The 26277-nt window shown below is 72.7% G+C and carries 20 protein-coding genes and 1 pseudogene; 12 read left to right on the forward strand and 9 right to left on the reverse strand.

Annotation, left to right across the window (positions count from 1 at the left end):
* Positions 1 to 5: 5 nt before the first annotated feature.
* From RKD23_RS01930 to RKD23_RS01940, 3 genes are read right to left on the reverse strand one after another with little or no spacing between them, the layout of a single operon-like run.
* Entirely contained in the window at positions 6 to 1175 is a 1170-nt protein-coding gene (locus RKD23_RS01930) for an ATP-binding protein (RefSeq protein ID WP_424851954.1), read from the reverse strand.
* Between the two features lie 58 nt (positions 1176 to 1233).
* A complete protein-coding gene (locus RKD23_RS01935) occupies positions 1234 to 6204 on the reverse strand; it encodes a hypothetical protein (protein WP_424851955.1) in 4971 nt (1656 codons plus the stop codon).
* The gene (locus RKD23_RS01940; protein WP_424851956.1) at positions 6201 to 7070 is read right to left on the reverse strand and encodes a DUF4132 domain-containing protein; all 870 of its coding nucleotides are present in this window, start codon (positions 7068 to 7070) and stop codon (positions 6201 to 6203) included. The genes RKD23_RS01935 and RKD23_RS01940 overlap by 4 nt, the downstream gene beginning before the upstream one ends.
* A gap of 266 nt (positions 7071 to 7336) precedes the next feature.
* On the opposite strand from RKD23_RS01940, the pseudogene RKD23_RS01945 reads away from it, so the two are divergent.
* Positions 7337 to 8365, forward strand: a pseudogene (locus tag RKD23_RS01945) (tetratricopeptide repeat protein); the annotation flags it as partial.
* 488 nt (positions 8366 to 8853) lie between these two features.
* Entirely contained in the window at positions 8854 to 9873 is a 1020-nt protein-coding gene (locus RKD23_RS01950) for a polyprenyl synthetase family protein (protein WP_424851957.1), read from the forward strand.
* 144 nt (positions 9874 to 10017) lie between these two features.
* Here the strand turns inward: RKD23_RS01950 and RKD23_RS01955 are convergent, their stop codons facing one another.
* From RKD23_RS01955 to RKD23_RS01965, 3 genes are read right to left on the reverse strand one after another with little or no spacing between them, the layout of a single operon-like run.
* The gene (locus RKD23_RS01955) at positions 10018 to 10722 is read right to left on the reverse strand and encodes a sulfite exporter TauE/SafE family protein (protein WP_424858142.1); all 705 of its coding nucleotides are present in this window, start codon (positions 10720 to 10722) and stop codon (positions 10018 to 10020) included.
* 8 nt (positions 10723 to 10730) lie between these two features.
* Positions 10731 to 12143: an amidohydrolase family protein gene (locus tag RKD23_RS01960; RefSeq protein WP_424851958.1), complete on the reverse strand. Its 1413-nt coding sequence runs from the start codon at positions 12141 to 12143 to the stop codon at positions 10731 to 10733.
* Positions 12140 to 13456, reverse strand: a complete 1317-nt coding sequence (locus RKD23_RS01965; protein WP_424858143.1) for a uracil-xanthine permease family protein — start codon at positions 13454 to 13456, stop codon at positions 12140 to 12142. The genes RKD23_RS01960 and RKD23_RS01965 overlap by 4 nt, the downstream gene beginning before the upstream one ends.
* A 384-nt stretch (positions 13457 to 13840) precedes the next feature.
* Here RKD23_RS01965 and RKD23_RS01970 point away from each other — a divergent pair, with 384 nt between their 5' ends.
* Complete coding sequence (locus tag RKD23_RS01970; RefSeq protein ID WP_424851959.1) at positions 13841 to 14881, forward strand: substrate-binding domain-containing protein; 1041 nt, start codon at positions 13841 to 13843, stop codon at positions 14879 to 14881.
* 75 nt (positions 14882 to 14956) lie between these two features.
* On the opposite strand, the gene RKD23_RS01975 is transcribed toward RKD23_RS01970, so the two are convergent.
* Complete coding sequence (locus RKD23_RS01975; protein WP_424851960.1) at positions 14957 to 15871, reverse strand: LysR family transcriptional regulator; 915 nt, start codon at positions 15869 to 15871, stop codon at positions 14957 to 14959.
* A gap of 127 nt (positions 15872 to 15998) precedes the next feature.
* Between RKD23_RS01975 and RKD23_RS01980 the strand changes: the two genes are divergently transcribed.
* Genes RKD23_RS01980 through RKD23_RS02020 form a run of 9 tightly spaced genes read left to right on the forward strand, consistent with a single transcriptional unit; the run spans position 15999 to position 24263 of the window.
* Positions 15999 to 17000, forward strand: coding sequence for a fumarylacetoacetate hydrolase family protein (locus RKD23_RS01980; RefSeq protein ID WP_424851961.1), 1002 nt, complete (start codon positions 15999 to 16001; stop codon positions 16998 to 17000).
* Positions 16997 to 17953: a cyclase family protein gene (locus RKD23_RS01985; RefSeq protein WP_424851962.1), complete on the forward strand. Its 957-nt coding sequence runs from the start codon at positions 16997 to 16999 to the stop codon at positions 17951 to 17953. The genes RKD23_RS01980 and RKD23_RS01985 overlap by 4 nt, the downstream gene beginning before the upstream one ends.
* Before the next feature lie 25 nt (positions 17954 to 17978).
* On the forward strand, positions 17979 to 19109 hold the full coding sequence (locus tag RKD23_RS01990; protein ID WP_424851963.1) for an FAD-dependent oxidoreductase: 1131 nt from the start codon (positions 17979 to 17981) through the stop codon (positions 19107 to 19109).
* Positions 19106 to 20101 (forward strand): amidohydrolase family protein, encoded by a 996-nt coding sequence (locus RKD23_RS01995; RefSeq protein ID WP_424851964.1) that lies wholly within the window; start codon positions 19106 to 19108, stop codon positions 20099 to 20101. Before RKD23_RS01990 ends, RKD23_RS01995 begins: the two co-directional genes overlap by 4 nt.
* A gap of 4 nt (positions 20102 to 20105) precedes the next feature.
* Positions 20106 to 21038, forward strand: coding sequence for a VOC family protein (locus RKD23_RS02000; protein WP_424851965.1), 933 nt, complete (start codon positions 20106 to 20108; stop codon positions 21036 to 21038).
* A 39-nt stretch (positions 21039 to 21077) separates the two neighbouring features.
* Entirely contained in the window at positions 21078 to 22049 is a 972-nt protein-coding gene (locus RKD23_RS02005; RefSeq protein ID WP_424851966.1) for a fumarylacetoacetate hydrolase family protein, read from the forward strand.
* A complete protein-coding gene (locus RKD23_RS02010) occupies positions 22046 to 22798 on the forward strand; it encodes an SDR family NAD(P)-dependent oxidoreductase (RefSeq protein WP_424851967.1) in 753 nt (250 codons plus the stop codon). The genes RKD23_RS02005 and RKD23_RS02010 overlap by 4 nt, the downstream gene beginning before the upstream one ends.
* Before the next feature lie 56 nt (positions 22799 to 22854).
* Positions 22855 to 23610 carry a CoA transferase subunit A gene (locus RKD23_RS02015; RefSeq protein WP_424858144.1) on the forward strand — a complete coding sequence of 252 codons (756 nt, stop codon included), beginning with the start codon at positions 22855 to 22857 and terminating at the stop codon, positions 23608 to 23610.
* Positions 23607 to 24263 carry a CoA transferase subunit B gene (locus tag RKD23_RS02020; RefSeq protein WP_424851968.1) on the forward strand — a complete coding sequence of 219 codons (657 nt, stop codon included), beginning with the start codon at positions 23607 to 23609 and terminating at the stop codon, positions 24261 to 24263. The genes RKD23_RS02015 and RKD23_RS02020 overlap by 4 nt, the downstream gene beginning before the upstream one ends.
* Here the strand turns inward: RKD23_RS02020 and RKD23_RS02025 are convergent.
* On the reverse strand, positions 24238 to 25377 hold the full coding sequence (locus RKD23_RS02025; RefSeq protein ID WP_424851969.1) for an FAD-dependent oxidoreductase: 1140 nt from the start codon (positions 25375 to 25377) through the stop codon (positions 24238 to 24240). The genes RKD23_RS02020 and RKD23_RS02025 overlap by 26 nt on opposite strands.
* A 143-nt stretch (positions 25378 to 25520) precedes the next feature.
* Complete coding sequence (locus RKD23_RS02030) at positions 25521 to 26216, reverse strand: TetR/AcrR family transcriptional regulator (RefSeq protein WP_424851970.1); 696 nt, start codon at positions 26214 to 26216, stop codon at positions 25521 to 25523.
* Positions 26217 to 26277 lie beyond the last annotated feature (61 nt).

The raw sequence follows: 26277 nt of genomic DNA on the forward strand, positions 1-26277 counted from the left end.
GGTGCTCAGCCCTCCAGGACCGTACGCAGGTCCCACAGGGTGCGCCAGGTGGCGGAGCCCTGTTCGGCGCGGCGCCGGACCGGGCCGTCCCAGTAGCCGCGCAGCCGGGCCGCGTCGGCGGGGTCGTCCTTGCGGACGACGCCGAGCAGATGGCCCGGCAGCAGCCCGAGCACATCGCGGTCGCCGGGGAAGTACGCGGCGGCCAGCCCGAGCGCGCCCGCGACGGACACGGCCTCCGCGGTGCTCATCACGGTGGACGGCCGCTCCACCTCCCAGCCTTCCGCCGACCGGCCCTCCCGCAGGTCCCGGAAGGCCGTCACCAGGGCCTCCAGCACGGCGTCGTCGACCTGGAAGGGCGCCCCGGCGCGCTCCACGGAGGCCCGCGCCTGGCTGCGTACCAGCGCGCACTCGGCGTCGAGGTCGGAGATCGGGCCGACCGTCTCGAAGTTGAAGCGGCGCTTGAGGGCGGCGGACATCTCCGAGACGCCCTTGTCGCGCAGGTTGGCGGTGGCGATGAGGTTGAAGCCGGGCGCGGCGTGCGCCAACGCGCCCTCGGTGCCCGCCAGTTCGGGCACGGCGATGCGCCGCTCCGACAGCAGCGAGACCAGGGAGTCCTGCACCTCGGGCAGACAACGCGTGACCTCCTCGACCCGGGCGATGGCGCCCCGGCTCATGGCAGTGAGCACGGGCGAGGGCACGAGGGCCTTGCGGCTCGGGCCCTGGGCCAGCAACAGGGCGTAGTTCCAGCCGTACTTGAGCTGGTCCTCGGTGGTGCCCGCGGTGCCCTGCACGACCAGCCCGCTGGTGCCGCACACGGCCGCCGAGAGCAGCTCCGACAGCATGGACTTGGCGGTGCCGGGCTCGCCGACGAGCAGCAGGCCGCGCTCGCCGGCGAGCGTGACGACACAGCGTTCGACCAGCGCCCGGTCGCCGACGAACTTGCCCGACACGACCAGGCGCCGCGGCACGCCGTCCGGCACCTCGGCGGCGTCGGGCAGCCGCAGCGCCTGGCCGCCGCTGCCCATGACGAACGTGACGACGGCACGGGGCGTGAGCAGCCACGCGGGCGGGCGCGGCCCGTCGTCGTAGGCGGCGAGGAAGGCCAGCTCGGTGGCGTACAGATCCTCGGGCGGGACGATCTGGCGGGCCGTGTCGGGAGTGAGGGTGGCGGTCATGACTGCGGTTCTTCCGGTCGGTGGTGCGGGGCGGGGGCCTGTGTGGTCTGGGCGGTCTTCATCGGCGTCGCCCCTTGCGGGTTGCGCGGGTGGTCAGTTCCTCGTAGGCGGGTGCGTCGCCGTCCCGCACGCGCTGCCAGGCGCGGGCGAACAGGTCGGGGACCGGCTGGATGGGCACGGTGCGCATGCGGTCGTGGATCGGGTAGAGGCCTTCCTTCCAGGTCTCCACCGGCAGCGCCTCGTCCTTCAGGTCGCGCCAGCCGCAGGGCAGGAAGAGCGTGCGCCCGGCCCGTGCCCGCTTGGCCTCGACGACGAGGTCGGTGGCGGCCAGCTCGGCGCGGGCCTTCTTCAGCCGGGCGGGCTTCCAGCCGGTCCAGCGGGCGCAGTTGCGGTCCGTGGGATCGGGCAGGGCCAGCAACTGGAGGTACAGCGCCGCCGCGTCCTCACTCAGGCCGTGTGCCGAGGCGACCTCTGCGACCAGTGCGGGTGCGCTGACCTCGGGGTTCTGGGCGTACCCGACGGGCCCTTCGCGGTCGGTGCCTTGCGCCAGGGTCCGGGCGAGGTCGTCGGCCAGGATCGTGCGCAGCGCCCGCAGCCCGGCTCCCCGCTGCGGACCGACCAGGCCCTCCAGCAGACCGAAGACGGCATCGTCCGGACCGGTCAGCCCGCCCGGGCGGACCAGGGTGGTCTCGGTGTCGCCGCGCCACGGGCGCAGCACCAACGCCTCACCGATGCGGGTGAGTCCGTGCGCGTCGGCTCCGCCGGTGGCCGACAGACCGTATGCCTTGCGGATCTCTACAGCGGTCGCGCTGCCCTGCTCCGTCCACTCGATGTCCAGGTCCAGCAGCAGCTCCGGGTCGGCGACCCTGCGGCGCAGGGCGGCGAGGCCCTCGGGCAAGGCGGCGCGCAGCGGGTGGCCGTAGGGCAGGCCGTAGGCGAGCGAGGCCAGGGAGGAGACGGCCCTCGCCAGGTCGCCTCGGCCGGGCACCGCCTTGGGGTCCTCCGGGACGAGGTTGCCGTCCTGGTCGGGCCGCAGGACCGTGGTCCGGCTGATCCAGGGAGTGCGCCCCGGGTTGAGTACGGCCCCGGCGGCGAAGCAGGGCAGGCCCGCGAGGTCGGCCGAGACGTCCTCGGGCAGCCGCACGACGGACCCGAGCCGTTCGGCCCACACCCGGCCGGCGGCGTCGATGTCCGGCCCGGTCGTCCACAGGTCGGCGGGGTCGGCGGGTAGCAGCGCTCCGAGCAAGGCCTTGCGGTCCCGGGCGGACAGCGAGCCCAGCATGCCCTTGGCCTGGTCCATCTGACGCGGCTTCAGGCCCATCAGGGCGAGCGCGTCGGCGTCGCGGTCGTGCGGCTGGGCGGCGAGCAGCACGGTGGCCTGGAGCGGACCCAGACCGCCGCGTGTCGCGGCGGCGAACGCGTCGACCGCCTCGGGCCGCCAGGGCGCGGCGCCCTTGTCCCGGATCAGCCGGGCGACTTGGGCGAGCGCGTCGGCGGGGATCTCCGACCGGTGCCGGGTCTCCTCCGCCAGGGTGAAGTGCGCGATCGCGCCGAACGCGCCGGTGGGGTCGTGGTCCAGGGCGAGCCAGCGCACCTGGCCGTGGACGGGGTCGATGCGCTGGCAGCCGAGGACGACGACGGTACGGCCGTGCCGGCGCAGCACCTGGCCCGTGCGCTGCTGCTTCTCGGCCGGCTCGGCCAGGACGATCTCGCGAAGCGAGTCCCCGGGCGCGGCGAGCGGTCCCTCGGCCAGGGCCTCGAACAGCAGGAGCAGCGCCTCGCGTTCGGCGTCGGAGACGGTGGGCGCGGCCGCGCGGTAGGCCAGCGGCCGCAGTACGCCGAGCAGCGACGGCCAGATCGTGCCGATGTCGGGAATCGTCAGCTCGTCGCTCTGCCAGCCGTCGCCGAGCGGGGCGGGACGTCCCTGCCCTGCGGGCAGCGCCTTGCCCTCGGCGGGGTGCCCGGACAGGACGTGGTTGACCGCCCGGATCTGGCGGAGCACGCTCCACCGTTGCGCGCCGTGCCATCCGCCCCACAGGTGGGCGATGCCGGCGGTGGCCTCGCGCAGCGTCCCGTCGTCGCCGTGCTCGGGGCTGTAGTCGGCGAACATCCCCTCGGTGCGCCGCTTGTCGGATGCCGCGCGCTGGGCGGGAGGCGCCGCGAGAGCGGTGGCCCACTCGGTCAGCCGCAGCGCCGCACGGACCAGGGCGGAGACGCCGATGAGCAGCCGCTCGTCGGTGATGTCGGGCAGAGCCAGGGCCACGGCCCGCAGGACGAACTGGTCGGCGGTCGCGACACTGACGCGCGTGGCCTCGTCAGCCGCGGCGATCTGTGCCAGCCGCTCCGCCAGCGCAGCGGCGCCCGCGTGCAGGAGCTCGGCCGCGCGCTCGTCGCTCAGGGCGCGCAGCACGGCCGAGCCCCGCTCGTCGCGAGGGCGCAGCACGTGCCAGTAGGGAACCGGCGGTACGTACCGGGTTCCGGCGGCGAACTCGCTGCCCCGGTCCCCCAGCGTCACCCGGCCGAGCAGGCCGTCCTCGGAGGTGTCGTTCGCCGCGAACAGGGCGACGTGTCCCTCGAGGAGCGCGGCGACGGGCTCGGCGCCGCCCGGCAACCGCAGGGTGCCGAGTGGAATTCCGCGCGTCATGGTGACCGTACGGCCGTCCGGGGTGCCGGTGGTCGTGCGCTTGTCGTCGCCGTCCTTCTCCGTGCGCACCCAGCGCCCGAGGACGGTGCCGTCGGTGCCGAACGGGCTGTGTTCGAGGCCGGGTTGCAGCGGCAGGACCTCGCACACCGCGTGATGCAGCGACGTGCCCTCGCGGACACCGGACGCCAGAAGGGCGGGCAGCGAGGCGCGCCCGTGGGTACCGGTCGCCGGGTCGTACTCCAGCCACACCTGCTGCTTGCCCTGCCTGCCCTGGCGCCACAGGGTGGTGCCGTCGCCGATCACCGGGCGGCTCGGCGGCAGCACGGTGTCCCCGGCGTGCAGGGTGCGGCCGCCGGTGGCGCGGCCGCCGCCGGGCAGCGGGATCGAGGGCAGGCCGACGTGGTTGTACCAGTAGCCGAGCTGTTCGCCGCCGAGGGTGAACACGTCCGAGGGCCGGGCGGACCAATAGCCGTGCTGCTTGCCGTCGTGGCGCCACATGACCAGCAGTTCACCGTCGGTGTAGCGGAACTGCGGGCGGCTCCAGCGGTCCAGCTCCACGGGCAGCCGGAGGTCGTGCTCGAGCACGATCTTCTCCGGGCCGACGACGAACGCCTTGTGCCCGCGGGAGACGATCAGTGCGGGCCAGGCCTCGGTGACCGACAGGTCGTTGTGGTGGTCCTTGGGGCGGGTCTCGGCGTCCAGCAGCCGCAGCGCCTCGTCGAGGGCGGGCCAGCCCAGCTCGTCCATGATGCCCGCGCGCAGGGTGCGGCCGAGGAGCGGCGCGATCTCGTGGGCGACGACCTTGGCGACGGCGTCGGCGTCGACCGTTGCCGCCACGGGGCGGAAGGGCCGCAGCCGGTCCAGGGCCGCGCGGGCACCGGGCAGACCGGTCGACCGGGTGAAGTCCTCGGCCCGGTCGGCGAGCCACTCGCGCAGGACGTCGCCCAGCACCGGGTGCGCGGCGAGCGTCTCCAGCAGCTCGGACGAAGCCCGGTTGCCGCCCAGCTCGCCGATCGCCTCGTGGAGGAGGCGTCGCAGCCGCGGGTCGGCGGCCGTGGCCGTCAGATCGCGGCGGCCGGGCCCGGTCTCGCGCAGCCAGCGGTCGAGGGCCAGGTGGACGGGCGTGTTCGGGTCGGGGACGGCCAGCAGGATGCCCTGCGCCGCGCACAGGTCCAGCAGGTCGAGGTCGGCGCCCGCGTGCCAGCGGCCGGTGAAGAGGTCGACCGTCCGGCCGTCCGCGCGCAGACGTGGCGCCATCCGCTCGACGAGCGCGAGGGTGGCCGGGGAGCGGTCGGAGAACGAGCCGCCGTGCTTGCGGTGCGTCGCCCAGCGGCCGAGCCACTCCGCGGCGTCGACCGACCCGGCCGCCTCGGTGTCCTCCCCGGTCAGCAGGCGGTCGGCGCCGGTCTCCGCCAGCAGCGCCAGCCAGAACTCGTCGTCCTCGACGTCGCGTCCCAGGCCGTTCGGCATGATCTCCAGCAGCCGCGTCCGCGCGGACGGCTGCTGTTCGGCGAGGACGGACAGCGTGGCCCGGTAGGTGTTCCAGAAGGAGGCGGGAGCACGGACCGCGGCCGGAGAGGCGATCAGGTCGGCGACCAGGGAGCACTCCTCGGTGACCCGGGACAGTCCCGCCGCCTTGATCAGGCTCCGGGCGTCCTGCGGCAGCGAGGCGTACGGCGGCATGCCAGCCGCGCAGCGCTCCACCGTCAGCTGCCGGTACTGCGCCCACGCCTCGGCGGGGTCGAGCCGGCGGGCGAGGTCCTTCACATGTTCCTTGAGAGCCTTGACCGTCAGCGCCCCCGCGAACGCGAACTCCAGGAACACCGCCCGCTGCCGGTCCTCGTCGACGGTGAGCGCGTGCACCCGCTCGGCCTCGCGCGCCTTGCCGAAGAAGGCCGAGGCGTACGTCGTGTTCTCGTGCTGGAGGAAGATCCGCGCCGCCTGCTCGTAGAAGGTCGGCAGGAAGTGCGGGACCGCGCGGCCGAGCCGCTCACCGAGGGCCTCGAAGCCCTCCTTGGCGGTGCCCGGGCGGGACTTGGCCTGGCGGGCGAGCCGTTCGACGTCCTTGACCAGGGCGAGTGCGTGATGGCCGTTGGCCGGGTCGTTGACCAGCGCCCAGGCCGGGAAGCCCAGGGTCTCCCGGCGCACCTGGCCCACCTCCGGCGCCTCCGGCTCCCGGGCGAGGCCCAGGAACTCCAGGGCGAGGTCCTCGGCCTCGCCGAGGGTGCCCGGCACGAGCCGGACGACGCTGCGGTCGTCCAGGGCGGGGTGGGTGTAGGTGCGGACGGTGAGGGTGTCGGCGTCCTCGCGGGCGGTGGTGCCCGGCGGCAGGACGGCGCCGGCGTCCAGCAGCGCGGCCGCGGTGGTCTCGTCGTACGTGCTCATGCGGCCTTCTCCTCGTCCTCGACGTCGCGCCCGGCGTACAGCGCGGCCGCCATGCGCATGCCCTCCGACCAGGCCACCGGCCCGACCTGACCTAGCCTCAGCGCTCGTCCCGAGCCGTCCGTGAAGGTCAGCGGGCCGGTCTCAGTCTCCATGTACGTGTCGTAGTCGCCGATCCAGACCCGGGCCTCGATCGCGCGGCCCTCCTCGCGCAGGGAGCAGACGGCGTCGCCGCCGCGGACGCGGTAGCCGAGCTGGGTGGCTCTGGCCTGCAGGAAGCGCAGTTCCTTGAACACCCCGCCCGCGTAGTCCTCGACGGCGTGGGCGTCGAAGTCGACACCGTCGGAGTCGAGACCGTCGGGGCGGTGCCAGACCTCGCGGAAGAGCTGCTGGGCGCGCTGCTCCAGGCCGAGTTCGACGGCGAACTCCCGCAGCTCCTCCAGGTCGTCGAGGAGTACCGGGTGCGGGACGCGGACGAGGTCGGGGCTGATGCGCACGGTGTCGCCGTCGAGGTCCACGAGACCCAGCCCGCGGTCGAGGTCGGCGTCCCGCAGGAATCCCGCGACCTCGCCGTCTGGTCCGGTGACCACGAGGTCGCGCAGCGCGCTCTGCCAGGCCGGATCCGGCCACACCCGGGCGATGACGGCGAAGGGCACCGGGAGCGAGCGCACCATCCACCGCTCCACGTCGGCCAGGCACTGCCGCTCGTGCCGCTCCAGCCATTCGGCGAGCTGACGCAGTCCCACCACGGCGGGATCGTCAGCGAGCTTGGCCGGTACGGACTTCAGCCGCCGCCCCGCCGCATTGCGGCAGACCACTTTCCCGGCGTCCAGCGCGACTTCGTAGTCGCCGGCCGTCACCCACCCCACACGTGCCTCCCCGCACTTCAGTGATCAAGTGACGGGAACTCTAGGGCAGGGCACTGACAACGCCCTCCGCGAGTTGACGTCCGCACCTCACGTGATGTGCGTCTCAGGGGCAACCCCGTCCCCTCGGTCGACGTCTTGACCGACAACAGACGACGCCCCGGCCCTTGAGCCAGGGCTACTTTTTCCAGGCTCTATACACGCCATGTATACACATCGTGTATACGCGCGAGGTATACCCAGTGTGGCAGACAGACCGAAAGGCATCGATGTACGGCAAGGCATTCGCCCCGGAGTACCAAGGCACACTGACCACTCTGTCCGTCAACTCCTCGCTGACCGACGTCCTGGCCGCCGGCACCGAGCAGTTGGAGGCGGCCGAGCGGGCCGGGCAGCCCGGCGAGGCGGCGCGTTCCGGACTCGCGGTGGCCGAGGCGCACCGTCGGCTCGGCCGCGTCGAGGAGGCGGACCGGGCGTGGAAGGCGAGTTACCGCGCAGCTCGGGAGGCCGGGGACCTCGCCGCGATGGCCTGGGCGCTGTGGAGCGGCGGCACCCTCGCCCGCCAGCGCGGGGCCTTCGCCCTCGCCCGGCGGCTGCTCGGGCTCGCGGCCGACCTCGGCGAGCGCGGCGGCGACATCGTCGTCCGGGGCTACTCACTCGCAGGGCTGGCCGAGACCGGCCGTATCCAGGGCGACTACGAGGCCGTGGGCAGACTGCACGAGCAACTGCTGGCCGAGGCCCGGCGGCGCGGCGAAGCACGGCACACGGTGTGGGCGCTGGAGGGCATCGCGCAGATGCACCGCAACACCGGCGGCTACGACACCGCGTACGACCTGTTCGAAGAGGCGGCCCGTATCGCCGAGGGCGCCGACGACCGGCGCGGCCACGCGTGGGCGCTGCGCGGCCTCGCCGACGTGGTGTCCGTACGGGACGGGGACACCGAGCGTGCGCTGGCCCTGCTGTCCGAGGCCGAGACGACGTGCCGGGCGATGAAGCTGTCCAGCGCTCTGGCCTACAACCACAAGATGCGCGGCAACGTGCTGTACCGCGCCGGTCGGTACGCCGAGGCGCGCGCGCTGTACGAGCAGGCGCTGGCGGAGTTCCGCGCCATGCGCGAGCCCCGCGGGGAGGCCCTGTCACGGCTGGGTCTGGCCAAGTCACTGGCCCAACTGGGCCGTGACCGGGCAGAGACCGCCGCCGAACTCGCCGACCTGGCGTCGACGTTGGACCGCATCGGCCTCAAGCATGCCCGGGAGATGGTCGCGCGGGCGCAGAAGGAGTTCGGATTGGGCGCGGACGGTGCTGGGTCGGGGGGCACGGGCGCGGCGGCGGACGAAGGCCGAGCAGGACACACGGGCACGGCAGCGGACCGAAGCGAAGCTGCAGACGCGCGTACGGCGACGCACGAAAGCGAAGCACGACCCGCGGGTACGGCAGCGGACCGAGGTGCGGTCACGGATGCCCATATGGCGTCACACGGCGGCGCGGCAGCGGACCGAGATGCGGTCACGGATGCCCGTACGGCATCACACGAGGACGCGGCAGCGGACCGAGGCGCGGTGACGGAAGCCCACACGGCATCACACGAGGACGCGACAGCGGACCGAGGCGCGGTGACGGAAGCCCACACGGCATCACACGAGGACGCGACAGCGGACCGAGGCGCGGTGACGGAAGCCCATACGGCATCACACGAGGACGCGACAGCGGACGCCGGCGCAGCCGCCCGCATACCGGCGGACACCGGCACGCCCATCGCCGCCCACTCCCCCGCGGAGGTCTCCCGGTGACGGCGACGTCCTCCACCGCACCGGCAGACGCTCCCGCCGTCCTGCACCGCTGCCGGGAGCTGGTGCGGCCCGCGCTGGCCTCGGCTGTCGCACGGCTGCACCCATGGGTCGGCGAGATGGCCGCGTACTCACTCGGCTGGTGCGAGGTGGGCGGTGCTCCGGCGCCGGCGCCCGGCGGCAAAGGCGTACGGCAGGCACTGGCCGTGCTGGGGGCCGAGGCCGCCGGAGCGCCCGGGCGAGCCGGAGTCGCCGCCGCCGTCGCGGTGGAGCTGGTGCACGCCTTCTCCCTCCTGCACGACGACATCATGGACGGCGATGCCGTCCGGCGATGCCGCCCGGCCGTGTGGAAGGCCTACGGCACCGGACCCGCGATCCTCGCCGGTGACGCCCTGTTCGCTCTGGCCGTCGAGACGCTCGCCGCGGAACCGGGCGGTGCCGGCGCGGTGCGGAGGCTGTCCGTGGCGCTGAACGACCTGGTGCGCGGGCAGGCCGACGACCTGCTGTTCGCCACGCGCCCGTGGACGGGCCCGGACAGGGTGACGCCCGAGGAGTACCGGGCCATGGCCGAGCACAAGACCGGGGCGCTGCTGGGCTGTTCCGCCGCGCTGGGCGCGGTGCTCGGCGGTACGGCCCCCGGTACGGCCGCCGCGCTGGACCGGGCGGGGCGGCACCTCGGGGTCGCCTTCCAGATCGTCGACGACGTGCTCGGGATCTGGGGTGATCCCGAGGTCACCGGCAAGCCCGTCCACGGTGATCTGCGGGAGCGCAAGAAGACGTTCCCCGTGCTGGTGGCTCTCGGGTCTCCCGCGGCCGGGCGCCTCGCTCCGCTCCTCGACAGCGATCCGCGGGGTGCCGCGGCGCTGATCGAGGAGGCGGGCGGACGGTCGGCGGCGCTGGCCGAGGCGCGGCGGCATCTCGCCGCTGCGGAGTCGGCCCTCGTCGGGGCGCCGCTACGGACGACGGCGGTCGACGAGCTGCGGTCGCTGCTCGGCTTCTTCGTCAGCCGGGAACTGTGACACCGCGCCGGGGATGGTCGTACGCCTTGGGAACGGTGCCCAGAATCGTGAAGCCGCCATGAGACGGGTGTCGGCTACGGCCTCCACCGCCCCGCCGTCGCGGAGATCTCACCCGCAGCCGCCGCTGTGAACGCGCAGGGCGCGTCACCCGCCCACCCCGAGCATCAGGCCGAGCCCTGAGACCAGGGCGAAGACCAGCACGAACAGACGCATCTTCCGGGCGTCCAGACGGTGGTGCACCAGGCGGCTGAGCCACGCGCCGACAGCGATCGCCGGGAGCAGGACGACAGCCTGGCCGAGCTCCGCGACCTGCGCCTTCCCGGTGCCGAACAGCAGGAGAAGGGAGGCGACTTCACCGACGAGGAAGCACGCGGCGACGGTCGAGCGCAGTTCGGCGGGCGGCCGGTGCTGGTAGACCAGCGCGAGCGGAGGCCCGCCGACACCGGTCGCGGTCTCCGTCAGCCCGGTCACCGCGCCCGCGCCGACGTAGGCGGCCCGGCCGGGTGTGAACGCGGGCGCGGCCAGGCTCACGACGGCCGCGAGCACGGTGGCGACACCCACGAACACGCCCAGGCTGCGTTCCGGGATCAGCCAGAGCAGCGCCAGTCCGGCCGGGGTGGCCGCGAGGCGCGCCCCGGTGATCCAGCCCGCGCCCCGCAGGTCGAGCGAGGCCCGTTCCCGCCAGGCGACGTAGAGGTTGAGCGGGATCATCGCGGCGAGGACGAAGACCGGGACGAGCCGGGGGTCGAGCATCCCGGCCACGGGTGCGACGATCAGCGCGAAGCCGAGTCCGCTGCTGCCCTGGACGAACGCGGCCACGGCCACCGTGACGGCGAGGACGGTCAGCATGTCCGAGGTCACTGCGGCGTGCTCCACTCTCGTGCCTGGTGCAGCGCCCGTGCCGCCGTGGAGGTGGGATGCACGCGGGAGACGTCCGCTCTGCCGACGGCGGCGCGGGCCAGCTCGGCCGCGCGCCGCACCAGTGCGGGCCCGTCCCAGTCGGTCGGCGCGCCCTGCCACAGGCGCAGGCGTCCGGCGACGAAGACGGCGGTGATCTGGTCCCGGTTGCCGCGCCGTACGAGTTCCCAGGGCAGGTCCCAGGAGAGCGCGAGTTCCGGGGTGTCGACGTCGACGAGGAGGAAGTCGGCCGCCATGCCCTGGGCGATGGTGCCCGTGCGGGCGCCGAGGCCGACGGCGTCCGCTCCGCCGCGGTGGGCGTGCTCCAGCCATGTCCAGCCGGCGCCGCACGAGGAGTCGCCGATGCCGATACCGTACGCCAGCCGCTGCGCGAACTCGGCGGCCTCCGCGAGCCGGAAGCCGTCGCCGCGGGTGCCGTCGGTACCGAGGCCGAAGCGGATGCCGCGCTCGGCCATGGCGACCGCGGGCGCGACGGCGTTGCCCTTCCAGGCGCTGGCGACGGGGTTGTAGCTGACGGCCGTTCCGGTGTCGGCGAGCAGGGTCAGCTCGTGCGGGGTGAGGAGCGTGGCGTGCGCGGCGAGCAGTTGGGGGCCGAGTGCGCCGATGCGGTGCAGGTGTTCCAGAGGCCGCAGCCCGTGCCGGACCAGCGATCGTTCCACGCCGGCGAGGTGCTCGTTGACATGGATCTGTACGACGGCGCCGGCCTCGGCGGCCAGCCGGGCGGTGGCGCGCAGTGTTCCTTCGGTGGCCGCCTCGGGGATGGAGACGGCCAGGGAGGCGTGGACGAGCGGGTCGCCGGCATACCGGGCGAGGTGCTTCTCGGCTTTCTCCAGCACGGCGGGCTGATCCGCCTCGCCCTCGGCGTCGTTGCAGACGAGTCCCAGGACGCAGCGGATTCCGGCGTCGCGCGCCGCCGAGGCGACCACGTCGACGTCCACGTCTGCACGGGTACCGGCGTCGGTGACGGTGGTGAAGCCGCCGCGCAGCGCTTCGAGTGCGGCCAGCTTGGCCGCTGTGTAGGCCGCCTCCTCGTCCAGCGCGCCCTCCAGGGGCACCCACACCCGGCGGAATATCTCCGAGGGCTCCCCGAAGGCCAGTGCGGCGCCGAAGCTCTGGGTGAGGTGGTGGTGGGCGTCGACGAAGCCGGGCATCAGCAGATGGCCGGGCAGCCGTACGGGCGTCAAGTGCGGGTGGGTGCGCTTCAGTTCGTGTGCCGGTCCGACCGTCTCGAAGCGGCCGTCGCCGATCACGACGGCCCAGCCGTCGGCGGGACCTTCGGGGAGCAGGACCGCGTCCGGTTCGAGGAGGAGGGGGCCGGGTGCGGCGAGGGAATCGCGGTCGGGCTGGTTCATCGGTCGCTTCCTGTGCGTACGGTGGTCAGGCGGGCGGCGATGCCCGGCCGGACGTGGTGGAAAAGGATGTTGAGGACGGCGGCGACGAACGCGCCGACGGCGACGCCGCTTTCCAGCAGGATGCGGACGTTCGCGGGGAAGTGGCCGTACACGCCCGGGATCAGGATCGGCAGGAGCCCCAGAGCGAGGGCGACGGCGCAGATGAACGTGCTGGTGTGCTGGTCGAGGTCGGAGCGGCCGAGCATCTGGATGCCGAGCACGGTGATGACGGCGAAGACGACCATGGCGGTGCCGCCGATGACCGCGGAGGGGATCAGGCTGATCGCCTCGGTGACCGGGGCGAGGAACCCGATGACGATCAGCACGACACCGGCCGCCGCGGTGACGAACCGGCTGCGGACGCCGGTGACCCGGACGATGCCGATGTTCTCCCCGCTGGTGACCATGAGCGGCAGGCCGAAGAGGCCTCCGAAGAGGGAGGTGAGGGCGTCACCGCGGACGGTCTTCGGCACGTCGGTCCGCTTGTCGATGTCCTTGCCGACGGCCTCGGCGTTGATGACGGTCTGGCCGGTGGCCTCGGCCATGGAGGCCAGGCTGTAGAGCATCAGCGGCAGGGCGGCGAGGAGGTTGAACTGGGGTGAGCCGAAGGGCAGCAGCTGCGGCAGGCTGACCAGTCCCCCGCCGGTGCCCGCGGTGTCGATCGCGCCGAGCGCGGCGGCGAGCGCGGTGCCGGCGAGCAGGCCGAGCATCACGGCGAGCTGGCGCAGGATCCCGGCGAAGAGCAGGTAGAAGACGACGGTGAACCCGATGGTCGCCATGCCGAGGCCGAGGTTGAGGGGATCCGCGAAGCCGGGCGTGCCGGGGCGTCCGGTGACGAGGATCGCGCCGACCTTCACCAGGTTGACACCGACGATGACGATCATCGTGCCGATGACCAGGGCGGGGAAGAACTTGAGCAGACGCGAGAAGACCGGCAGCACGACGAAGTAGAACGCCGCCGTGAGGATCACCGCTCCGCTGGCGGTGCGCAGTCCGTGCTGCTCCGCGATCGCGAGGAACAGGATGAGCGGCGCCCCGCCCGGCAGCATCACGAACGGCAGCCGCGGCCCGAACTTCCAGGGACCGAGCGACTGGATCAGCGATCCGACGCCGGACAGCACGAAGGCGGCGGAGAGAAGTTGGACGGTCAGCTCGTTGCCGAGCCCCAGCGTGGCGCTCATCAGGAAGATCGCCGAGATGGGGGTGGCGGCCATGACGAGGACGTGCTGGATCCCGAAGAGCAGGATCTTCAGGACCGGGCGCGATTCGTCCACGGGGTGGGTTCCGGGCCGGGCACCGCCCTCGGAGGGCGAGTGGGTCTCGTCGGCGAGGGCGGTGGCGGCTTCGCCTTCCTCGCGCGTGACCACCGCACGGCCGGGGGCGGGGAGTTGTCCGGCTTCGGGCCGGCTCTGGCGGGGACTGGACACGGTCGGGCTCCGTTCGGGCGTCGGGAACGCTCGGAATTTCAGCCGCGATCTGGCCCCGGACGGTGAGCCAAATCGATTTGGCCAAATCGATTTGGCCGCCAGTATGTGAGGCTGTGGACCCACCGTCAAGGGTTGTCGCACCGGATAGGGAACAAGGCCGTGATCACTGGGACCGAGATCGGCGAAGATGGTGAGATCAACCGTTCGCGTCCGCGAGGAGTGTCCGAGCACATGGCTACGTCCGCCTCCGGTCGGAAACCGCCGACGATCGCCGATGTCGCACGCGTCGCCGGGGTTTCCCGCACGACCGTGTCGCACGCCCTCAACGGGCTCGGCAAGGTCGACCCCAGGACGCGCGAGCGCATCAGGCAGGTCGCGTCGGAGCTCGGCTACCGCCCCAACCTGCGGGCGCAGCGGCTGCGGCGCGGGGAGGCGAAGGCGATCGCCCTGGTCTCCTCGATGCCGTTCGCCGTGGCCGGCGGCCCGTCCCGGCTCGGGTTCTACATGGAGGTCGCGGCCGCCGCGGCGGAGAGCGCCCTGTCGCACGACTACGCGCTCGTGCTCGTCCCGCCCGTGCAGTCGGGCTCGGCGCTGTACTCCCTCGACATCGACGGGGCCATCGTGGTCGAGCCGGACGTCGAGGACGCGGCGGCGGCCCAGCTGCGCGAACGCGGACTGCCGTACGTGACGCTCGGCCGGCCGGTGTCGCCGAAGGAGGACGCCCCGTACGTCGATCTGCGCGGCAGGCTGGTCGCCGAGCTGCTGCTGCGGCACCTGCACGAGCAGGGCGCCGTCCGGCCGGCCCTGATGGTGGGCGCCGGCTCCCGGCACTCGTCGGTGGACGCGGTCGCCGCGTACGAGGGCCTGGCCAAGGAGTACGGCTGGACGCCGATCGTGGCGAGAGTGCCGGAGTCGGGCGGTGAGCAGGCGGGGTACGAGCGATGTGCCGCCCTGCTCGCGGAGCATCCCGACGTCGACGCGGTGTGTGCGCTGGTGGACGCCTTCGCGGTGGGTGCGGTCCGGGCGATACGGGAGAGCGGGCGTGCCGTACCCGACGACGTCCTGGTCGTCACTCGCTACGACGGCCTGCGTGCCCGCACCTGCCAGCCGCCGCTGACGGCGGTCGACCTGCACCTGGACCGGGTGGCGTCCGAAGCGGTGGAACTGCTGCTGGGGCAGCTGCGCGGGGACACCGCCACGCCGCCCGTGGCGGTGTCCCTCGAGCCACGGGTGATCCCTCGCGCCTCCTCCGTCCGGGCCGACCGGGGCTGAGCCGGGCCGAGTTGTCCGCGGTCGGCGCCCCGCGCCAGCAAGCAGCAGTCGGGGCGGTCCGTTCCTCAGAGGCCGTCACTCCCCCGTCTCCCCCAGCCTCCTCCCCACCCGCGCGGCCGTCTCCCGCAGCCAGATGTGGGCGGCGTCATGGGTGTGGACGGGGTGCCACCACAGGGCCTCGCGCAGCGGGACCGCCTCGTAGGGCGGTTCGAGGACGCGGACGGCGGCGAGTGGTGCGACGAGGTGGGCGAGGCGGGCCTGGACGAGGGCGATGCGCCGGGTGCCGGCGACGAGCAGGGGCAGCAGCTGGAAGCTGTCGACGGAGACCTCGACGCGCGGTTCGATGCCGAGCATGCCGAGCTGGCGGACGGCCGGGGCGTCGTAGGTGCGCTGGTAGGTGACCCACGGCAGCCGGGCGAGGTCGTGGCGGGTGAGCCGGTCGTGGACGCTGGGGTGGTCGTCGGCGACGAGGAAGACCCAGCGGTCGTCGTAGAGGTCGGTGGCGGGGAAGTCGCTGATGACGCCGTGCGGCATGAGCAGGCCGTCGGTGGCGCTGAGCAGGGTGGCCGTGTCGTCGACGACGGTCGCCGGGGTCTGGGTGAAGCGCAGCCGGATGCCGGGGGCCTCCTCGTGGACGACACGGGCGAATTCGGCGCCGAAGACGGCGACGGCGTAGTCGGACGCGATCAGGCGGAACTCGCGGCTCTCCTTCGTGGGGTCGAAGTCGGCCTGGCTGGCGAAGAGGCGCTCCAGCACGTCGTAGGCGGTGGCGGTGCGGTCGAGGAGGACCTGGCCGAGGGCGGTCAGCTCGTAGTGGCCGCCGACGCGGGCGAGCAGGTCGTCGTCGAAGTGGCGGCGCAGCCGGGCGAGGGCGGCGCTCATCGCGGGCTGGCTGAGGCCGACCCGCTGCCCGGCGCGGGTGACGTTGCGCTCTTCCAGCAGGGCCCGCAGGGCGACGACGAGGTTGAGATCGAGCCGGGTCAGATTCACGGGACTTCTCCTTGCTCCAGGCCTCCCACCTGCGGTGAATAAACCACATGGATGCTTCTCATCCACACAATCTATTTCCCTGATCCCGGGGGCCGGGTCCAGATTAGTGCCACCGAATCAGGAGGACATGTCCGTGAAACCTGAACCCGTGTCCGCGCTCTTCGCCGGACCCTTCGCCCTCGCGACGCTCTCGGCCCCGGACGGGCCCGCTTTCCCCGCTCTCGTCACCCCGGACGCCCAGGTGCTCGACCTGCGCACCGCCCTCGGCGACTCGCGGGCCACCACCCGCACGCTGCTGGACGACTGGGAGACGGTCCTGCCGCGGTTGCGGGCGCTGGCCGACGACCGGAGGGGGGACCAGAGGCCCCTCGCGGACTTCCGTGTGCACGCTCCGGTGGAGCCGCGTCAGGTCTTCCAGTCGGGGGCGAACTACCGGCAGCACGTCATCGACCTGCACGTCGCCCATCGCACCCCGGGTGACGACCGGCCCGAGGGCGAGCGGCGCGCGGAGGCGGCCGAGATCATGGACCGCCGGGCGGCCGAGGACCTGCCGTACGTCTTCCTCGGCCTGCCGAGCGCGATCACCGGCCCCTACGACGACGTGGTGCTGCCCGCGTGGGCCCAACAGCCGGACTGGGAGCTGGAGTTGGCGGCCGTGATCGGCCGTCCCGCCCACCGCCTCTCCGTCGAGGACGCGCTGGAGTACGTCGCCGGGTACACGATCGCCAACGACCTCACCGACCGCGCCACCGTCTTCCGCCGGGACATGCCGCAGATCGGCACCGACTGGCTGCGCAGCAAGAACGCGCCCGGCTTCACGCCGCTCGGCCCGTGGATCGTGCCCGCCGAGTCGGTCGCGAACCCCGACGACCTGCGGGTCACGCTGAAGCTGAACGGCGAGACCATGCAGGACGAGTCCACCAAGGACATGATCTTCAAGGTCGCCCGCATGGTGTCCTACGCCTCCCAGACCGCGCAGCTCCTGCCCGGCGACCTGGTGCTGACGGGTTCCCCCGCCGGCAACGGCATGCACTGGGGCCGGCTGCTGCGCGACGGAGACGTGATGGAGGGGTCGATCACCGGCCTCGGCGTTCAGCGCACCCGGTGTGTCGCCGAGGACGCCTCGTGAACCGCCACGACCCCGAGGGCGCGATCGCCGAGGCCGCCAAGGCGTACTCGAACTGGGGGCGTTGGGGCGAGGACGATCGCCTCGGCACCCTCAACTTCCTGGACGAGAAGGGGCGCCGTGAGGGCGCGGCTCTGGTGCGGCGGGGCGTCAGTTTCTCGCTGTCGCAGCGGTTCGACATGAACGGCCCGCAGAAGGGCTGGCGGCGGCGCACCAACCCGGTGCACACCATGCTCGACACGGGCGTTGACGCCGCCCTCGGCCACCAGGGGTTCCCGCACGGGCTGGGCGGCGCCGACGACGTCATCGCGATGCCGTTGCAGTGCTCCACCCAGTGGGACGGGCTGGGACACATCTTCGACCACGGCATCGCCTGGAACGGCCGGCCGGCGCAGCAGGTCGTCACCTCCGAGGGCGACCTCGTCACCGGCATCGAGCACATGGCCCCGTATGTCGCCGGGCGCGGCGTCCTGCTGGACGTGGGACGCGTGATCGGCGAGAACGGCGAGCTGCCCGACGGGTTCGCGGTCACCGAGGAGCACCTGACGGCGACGGCCGAGGCGCACGGCGTGCGCGTGGGCCGTGGGGACATCGTGGTCGTCCGCACCGGACAGCTCACGCGCGTGCGCCGCGAGGGCTGGGGCGACTACGCCGGCGGCCCCGCGCCCGGACTGTCCTTCTCCACGGCCGGCTGGCTGCACGGAACGGAGATCGCCGCGATCGCCACCGACACCTGGGGGTTCGAGGTGCGGCCGAACGAGTTCGAGCATGCCTTCCAGCCCCTGCACCAGGTCGCCATCCCGCACATCGGCCTGCTGATCGGCGAGATGTGGGACCCGGACCCCCTCGCCGAGGACTGCGCGGCCGACGGCGTGTACGCGTTCTGGCTCACCGCCGCTCCCCTGCCCATCACCGGAGCGGTCGGCTCCCCCGTCAACCCGATCGCCGTCAAGTGACCGGCGGAACAAAGGAGTTCCTCCCATGAGCACATCCCGAACGGTCCTCGTCGTCGGCGGTGGCGCGGCGGGCAACGCCGTCACCGTTCTGCTGCGCCGGGCCGGTCTGGCCGTCGACCTGATCGAGGCGAAGGACGACTGGAACGCCACCGCCGGCTCCGGCATCACCCTCCAGGGCAACGCCCTGCGCGTGCTGCGCGAACTCGGCGTGTGGGAGCAGGTGAAGGAGTCCGGCTTCGCCTTCGGCTCGGTCGGCATCACCGCCCCCGACGGCACCGTCCTGCATGTCGCCCGGGACCTGCGCACGGGTGGCGACGACCTGCCCGCCACTGTCGGCATGCAACGCCCCCGGCTCCAGCAGATCCTCATCGACGCCGTCCGCGCGAGCGGTGCGACGGTGCGCCTGGGCACCACCGCCGAGACCCTGGACCAGGACGCGGACGGCGTGACCGTACGCTTCTCCGACGGCACCGAGGGCCGCTACGACACGGTGGTCGCCGCCGACGGCCTCGGCTCGGCCACCCGCGCCGCCATCGGCATCCCGGACAGACCTGAGCCCACCGGCATGGCCATCTGGCGCATCGCCGCCCCCCGCCCGGCCGGAGTCGTTCGCACCGACCTCGCCTACGGCGGCCCCGCCTACATCGCCGGGTACTGCCCCACCAGCGACACCACCCTGTACGCGTACGTGGTCGAGGCCAACCGGGACCGTGCCTCGATCCCTGCGGAGACGTACGCCGACGAGATGTGGCGGCTCGCCTCCGCGTACGGCGGGTTCTGGAAGGAGATCTCCGAGCACATCACCGACCCGGCGCAGGTCAACTACACGTGGTTCGACCGGCTGTTGGTGGAGGGCTCCTGGCATCGCGGCCGGGTGGTCCTCGCGGGTGACGCCGCCCACTGCTGTCCGCCCACCCTCGCCCAGGGCGCCGCGCTGTCGCTGGAGGACGCGTGGGTGCTCGCCCAGATGCTCACCGGCGCGGACACCTGGGACGACGCGCTGCTCCAGGCGTACTACGAGCGGCGCATCGCCCGAGTCCGCCCGGTCGTCGAGGCGTCGGTGCAACTCGGGCAGTGGCAGCTCGACGGCGTGCGGGACGCCGACGTCCCCGGCCTGATGGGGCGCACCATGACGATGCTCCGGGAGCTGCCGTGACCACCCCCACCGTCGACGTGCACGCTCATGTCCTGCTGCCCGAGGTCGACGCGCTCGTGGCCGGTCTGCCCGGCCGTGCGGAGGCGAGGGAGCTGGACGCCCGGCGCAACGGCCCGGCCGCCGTCGCGGTCAACGGACCGATGGTGCGCGAGCGCGTCCCGCGGCTGACCGACGTCGCCGTGCGTCTGGCGGCGATGGACGCCCAGGGCGTGGACGTACAACTGGTCAGCCCCTCCCCCTCGCACTACCACTACTGGGCGGACGAGGAGACGGCCGAGAAGGTGTACCGGCTGGCCAACGAGGCGACGGCCGCGCACTGTTCGACCGCTCCCGCGCGGCTGCGCGGACTCGGACTCGTCCCGCTCCAGCACCCGGAACAGGCGGTGCTCGCTCTGGATCACGCGCTGGAACAGGGCCTGACCGGCGTGGAGATCTCCACCCACGCCCCGGGACGCGAACTGTCCGATCCTGCCTACGAGGGCTTCTGGGCACGCGCCGAGGACACGGGCGCCCTCGTCTTCCTGCACCCCTTCGGGTGCACGCTCGACGAGCGGCTGGACCAGTGGTATCTGTCCAACACCGTCGGGCAGCCCGCCGAGAACGCCGTCGCGCTCTCCCACCTGATCTTCTCCGGTGTGCTGGACCGGCATCCGCGCCTGAAGGTGATCGCGGCGCACGGCGGCGGTTACCTGCCCACCCACATCGGCCGCTCGGACCACGCCTGGCGGGTCCGCCCCGACGCCCAGGGCTGCGCCCGTCCGCCCAGCAGCTACCTGAAGCGGCTGTACTTCGACTCCCTCGTCCACGACCCGTACGTGCTGCGGGAGTTGGTCCGCGTCGCCGGCGCCGACCGCGTACTTCTGGGTTCCGACTTCCCCTTCGACATGGGCACCGAGGACCCGCTCGCGGACCTGCGCGCGGCCGGTCTGTCCGACACCGACCTCGAAGCCGTACGCGGCGGCAACGCCTCCGCCCTTCTCTTCACGGAGTGATCTCATGCGTCTGCTCACCCACCTGCGGCACGTCGACCTCGCCGTGCCCGACTACGACAAGCAGCTCGACTTCTACTCCGGTGTCTGGGGACTGACCAAGGTCGCCGAGGACTCCGGCATCTCCTTCCTGGCCGCCGAGGGCAGCCCGGAACAGTACGTCGTACGCCTGCGCAAGGCGGAGGAGAAGCGCCTCGACCTCGTCTCGTACGGGGCCGCGAGCGCGGCCGACGTCGACACCCTCGCCGAGGAACTCCTCTCCCAGGGAGTCCAGTTGCTCTCGCAGCCGGGGAAGGTCGACACTCCCGGCGGCGGCTACGGCTTCCGCTTCTTCGACGTGGACGGCCGCACCATCGAGGTCTCCGCCGACGTCGAGGTACGCCGGCATCGCAAGATCGAGGAGAAGGAGTCGATCCCGGTCAAGCTGAGCCACGTCGTCCTCAACTCCCCCGACCTGAACCGGACTCGGGAGTGGTACGAGCGCCACCTCGGCTTCCGTCTCTCCGACACGCTCAGCTCGCCGCACATGGGCGAGGTCATGCACTTCATGCGGATCAGCAACCAGCACCACTCCATGGCCATCGCGCAGGGACCCCACACCTCCCTGCACCACATCTCCTTCGAGATGCGCGGCATCGACGAGTACATGCGCGGCTCCGGCCGGGTGATGCGGGCAGGCTTCCGGAAGATCTGGGGCCCGGGCCGGCACATGGCGGGCGACAACACCTTCACCTACTTCCTCGACCCGCACGGCAACACCGTCGAGTACACCACCGAGCTGGAGTGCCTGGACGAGGACACCTGGCACCCGCACGTCTACGACTTCTCCCAGCCGGAGGTCACCGACCAGTGGGGCACGGCGAACCCCATGAACGAGCTGGTGGCGAAGGAGTCCTTCAACGACCCCGACCGGGGCGTCTTCGTCGCTCCGCCCGTCTGATCGTCCTTCCCCGACCTCCTCCCTCACCAGGAGCCCACCATGCGCTTCGCCGCCTACGAGCACCACCACCGCCATCGGGTGGCCGTCCTGGAGGACGACGGCACCCTGTACCCGCTGCCCGGCGTCACCTCGCTCACCGCGCTGCTCCAGGAGACCGGCGGCCTGACCGGGCTGCTCGCCGCCGGCGCGGCCGCCCTCGACGTCCCGCCCGGCCCGCACGTCTCCCAGATCCGTCTGCTGCCACCACTCCAGCCCGCCTCGGTACGGGACTTCGTGACGTTCGAGGAGCACGTCGAAGGGGTCCGCAGATCGGTGCAGGGCACGACCGGCGTGCCCGAGCAGTGGTACGCGGCGCCGACCTTCTACTTCACCAACCCGCACGCCGTCCACGGTCCTCAGGACGCGATCCCGGTGCCGCCGGGCTCGGCCGTGCTCGACTTCGAGCTGGAGGTGGGCGCCGTCATCGGCCGCGAGGGCCGGGACCTCACTCCCGCGCAGGCCCGCGAACACATCGTCGGCTACACCGTGTTCAACGACTGGTCCGCGCGCGATCTGCAGGGCGCGGAGATGCAGGTGGGCCTCGGCCCCTGCAAGGGCAAGGACACCGCCACCACCCTCGGCCCGTACCTGGTCACCGCCGACGAACTGGAGCCCCACCGGGACACCGACGGCTTTCTGCGCCTGGCGCTGCGGGCCGAGGTCAACGGCGAGACGGTCGGCGAGGACCTCCTGTCCAACATGAGCTGGACCTTCGAGGAGATGACCGCCTACGCCTCCCGCGGCACGCGTGTCGTGCCGGGTGACGTCCTCGGCTCGGGCACCTGCGGCAACGGCGGCTGCCTCGCCGAACTGTGGGGCCTGCGCGGCGAGCGGACCCCGCCGCCGCTCGAGCCCGGCGACACCGTCTCCCTCACCGTCGAGGGCCTCGGCACCCTCACCAACACCGTCGTGGCCGGGGCGGATCCCGTGCCCCTGCCTGCCGGCCGGCGCCGCACCCGGGAGCGGCCGTGAGCGGCCTGCACCCCAAGAGGCTGCTGGGCAGGGTCGTCGTCGTCACGGGTGCGGCCCGCGGTCAGGGCGCCGCCGAGGCCGAGGCCCTGGCCCGGGAGGGCGCCCGCGTCGTCGCCACCGACGTCGCACCCGCGGACGGCTGCCGCCGCCTCGACGTCACCCGCGACGAGGAGTGGGCCGCACTCGCCGCCGAGCTGCGGGAGACGTACGGGCAGGTGCACGGCCTGGTGAACAACGCGGGCATCACCTGGCGCGCCCGTGTCGGCGAGGTCCGCCCCGAGGACATGGCACGCGTCCACGCGGTCAACGTCACCGGCCCGCTGCTGGGCATCCAGCACCTCGCACCGCTCATGCCGGCCGGCGCCTCGATCGTGAACGTCGGCTCCTCGGCGGGACTCACCGCCCACTACCCGGTCGCCTACACGAGCAGCAAGTGGGCGCTGCGGGGCCTGTCGAAGGCGGCCGCGCTGGAACTGGGTCCGCGCGGCATCCGCGTCAACACGATCCACCCCGGCTACATCGAGACCGAGATGACCGCCTCCGCCGCCCCCGCCTTCCGTGAGGCCAACGTCCGGGAGACGCCGCTCGGCCGCGTCGGCACCGTCGACGAGGTCACTCCGCTGGTCGTGTTCCTGCTGTCGGAGGAGTCGTCGTTCGTCACCGGCGCGGAGATCCCCGTCGACGGCGGGCTCACCGCCCACGGCGGTGTGAAGTCCGTTTCCGACGCCCTGCGTACGGGGGCGTCGTGAAGCGGCTCGACGGCGAGGTCGCCCACCTGCTGGTCGTGGAAAGGAACAGACACATCGTGGACAAAGTCATCGGCAGCGCCGCCGAGGCGGTGGCCGACATCCCCAGCGGCGCCTCGCTGGCCGTCGGCGGATTCGGCCTCAGCGGCGTCCCTGAGGTCCTGATCCGCGCCCTGTACGACCAGGGAGCGAGCGGTCTGACCGTGGTCTCCAACAACTGCGGCGTCGACGGAAGGGGGCTGGGCGTGCTGCTCGCGGCCGGCCGGATCGCCCGGGTGACCGGCTCCTACGTGGGCGAGAACAAGGAGTTCGCCCGCCAGTACCTCGCCGGTGAGCTGGAGGTCGAGCTGGTGCCCCAGGGCACGCTCGCCGAACGGCTGCGGGCGGGCGGCGCGGGAATCCCCGCCTTCTACACACCGGCCGGCGTCGGCACCCAGGTGGCGGACGGTGGCCTGCCCTGGCGCTACGCCGACGACGGCTCGGTGGCGCTCGCCTCACCGCCGAAGGAGACGCGCACCTTCGGCGCGAGCACCTACGTCCTGGAGCACGCCATCGCGACCGACTACGCCCTCGTACGGGCCTGGCGCGGCGACCGCCACGGCAATCTCCGCTTCCGCAAGGCGGCCGCCAACTTCAACCCCCTGGCCGCGACGGCGGGCAGGGTGACGATCGCCGAGGTCGAGGAACTGGTCGAGCCCGGTGAACTCGACCCGGACGAGATCCACCTGCCCGGCATCTATGTGCAGCGCGTCGTCTCCCTCACCTGCGAGCAGGCCACCGACAAGCAGATCGAGAAGAGGACCGTACGCGCATGAGCTGGACCCGCGACCAGATGGCCGCCCGCGCCGCCGCCGAACTCACCGACGGCTCCTACGTCAACCTCGGCATCGGCCTGCCCACCCTGATCCCCGGCCACCTCCCGCCCGGCGTCCACGTCGTGCTGCACTCCGAGAACGGCATCCTCGGCACCGGCCCCTACCCCACCGAGACGGAGGTCGACCCGGACCTCATCAACGCCGGCAAGGAGACGGTCACCGTTCTGCCGGGTGCCGCCTTCTTCGACTCCGCCCTCTCCTTCGGCATGATCCGCGGCGGGCACATCGACACGGCCGTGCTCGGCGCCATGCAGGTGTCGGCGTCGGGCGACCTGGCCAACTGGATGATCCCCGGCAAGACGGTGAAGGGCATGGGCGGCGCGATGGACCTCGTGCACGGGGCCCGCCGCGTCATCGTCCTCATGGAGCACACCGCCAAGGACGGCAGCCCGAAGATCGTCGAGGAGTGCACACTCCCCCTCACCGGCGAGCGCTGCGTCCACCGGATCATCACCGACCTCTGCGTCCTCGACGTCACCACCGACGGCCTCACCCTCGCCGAAACCGCCCCCGGTGTCACCGTGGAGGAGGTGACGGCTCGCACCGCCGCTCCCCTCGGGCCGGTTCTCAGCGGGCCGCCGGGCCAGTGGTGAAGAACTCGGTCATCTGCTGGAGGCCGTTCTCGCCGAACATCGTCTCCAGGCTGGCGGCGGACTCCGTGGCGGACGCCTCGCTCCGTGGGAAGAGTGCCTCTTCGTAGGCGGCCAGGGCGGCCTCGGTGTCGCCGGGGTGGGCGGCGACGGCCTGGGCGAGTTCGGCTCCGTCGAGCATGGCGAGGTTGGCGCCTTCGCCGGCGAAGGGGGACATCAGGTGGGCGGCGTCGCCCAGCAGGGTCACGCCCGGGACGCGGTCCCAGCGGTGGCCGACGGGCAGGGCGTGGATGCGGCGCGGGGTGATCGTGTCCGCGTCGGCGACGAGGCGGCGCAGGCCCTCGTCCCAGCCTTCGAAGTGGGCGAGGACCGCGGCCTTGGCGGTGGCGTGGTCGGTGAAGTCGATGGTGTCGAGCCAGCCCTCGTCGGCCCGGAGAGCGGTGTAGACGTGGAGGCTGCCGTCGGATTCGCGGTGGGCGAGGAAGCCGCGCTCGTCGCCGAGGCTGATGAAGAACCCGCCGCCGACGATAGCCGCGCTGCGCGGGTGGCGGGTGTCGGCCTCGTACAGGTCGGTCTCGGCGAAGGAGATGCCGGTGTAGGCGGGCTCGGCGTCGGAGAGGAGCGGCCTGATGCGGGACCAGGCGCCGTCCGCGCCGATCAGGAGGTCGGTCGTGATGGCCGAGCCGTCGGCGAACGTCACCTCATGGCGTCCGTCGCCCAGCGGCCGGGCGCCGGTCACCTTCCGGCCCCAGCGGACCGTGCCGTCGGGCAGGGAGCCCAGCAGCAGGTCACGCAGGTCGCCGCGGTCCACCTCGGGCCGGTCGCCGGCACCGTCGTCCTCGGCGGACACGTGGACCGTGCCGTCCGGGCCGAGCAGGCGCATGGCTTGGCCGCCCTCGTGGACGAGCGCGCGGAAGCCGTCGTAGAGGCCGGCGGCGTGCAGGGCCTTCTGGCCGTTCTCCGCGTGGATGTCGAGCATTCCGCCCTGGGTCCGGGCCGCGGGTGATGCCTCCCGTTCGAAGACGGCCGATTCGATGCCGTTGACGTGCAGGACACGGGCTGCGGTCAGGCCGCCGAGGCCTGCGCCGATGATCGCGACGGGGTGGTGGGTGCTCATCCGGCTTCTCCGATGCATGAGGGGTTCCGGGCTGACACCTCCACCGTAACGAACATGTTCGTCGCGAACAAGTTCGCCCATGGGTGTCGTAGCTTTCATCGGCGAGGATGCGGTGATGCTTGAGGAGGCCCGGACCGCCCCTGTCAGGCGGCGGCAGGCGGCAGCGGAGTGCCGGTGATCCCGTTGATCAGGACGTCGAAGCCCCATGACAGCCGGGCGTCGGCCGAGCCGGTGAGCAGGTCGGGCAGGAGTGCCTTGATCGTCGGGTGGGTGGCTTCGTCCACGTCGTGCACGGCCCGGGCGAGCGCGTTCCACTCCTCCCGGGAGGCGGGGCTGCCCTCCTGCGTCCCGTGCTCCGCGGCGGTGGCCGTGGCGTACTGGAGCAGGTTGTCCACTCCCCAGGCGACCTGTTCCCGGGGAGCCCCGCTGCGGGAGAGCAGGTCCAGGACGCGCTCGACGAGGTTGAGGTAGTTCTCGCCGCTGGGCCGTGACACCAGGGCCGAGCGGGCCAGCTGCGGGTAGGCGAAGAGGACGAGGGTGTAGGAGGTGAGCACCGCCACGAGCTGGTCGCGCCAGCCCCGACCGGCCTCCCCCACGGTCAGGTCGACCTCGCCGAGCAGGGCGTCGAGGACGGCCGCGTGCAGTTCGGCCGTGTTCGCCACGTAGACGTAGAGCGAGGCCGGACCGGTGTCCAGTTCCTTCGCCAGCCGGCGCATGGTGACCTTCTCCAGGCCCTCCTCCCGCATGATCTGCACGGCGGTGTCCACGATCCACCGCCGGGTCAGGGCGGGCTTGGCGGGACGCTCACGGCGGCTGATCGGTTCTTTCGCGGCAGACATCCGCCGATCGTAGCGAACGCGTTCGTGCGTCCCGGCCTCCCCATCAGCGATGCGCGGGCCT

Origin of the sequence: Streptomyces sp. SAI-170 (assembly GCF_049739565.1) — a bacterium.
GTDB lineage: Bacteria > Actinomycetota > Actinomycetes > Streptomycetales > Streptomycetaceae > Streptomyces.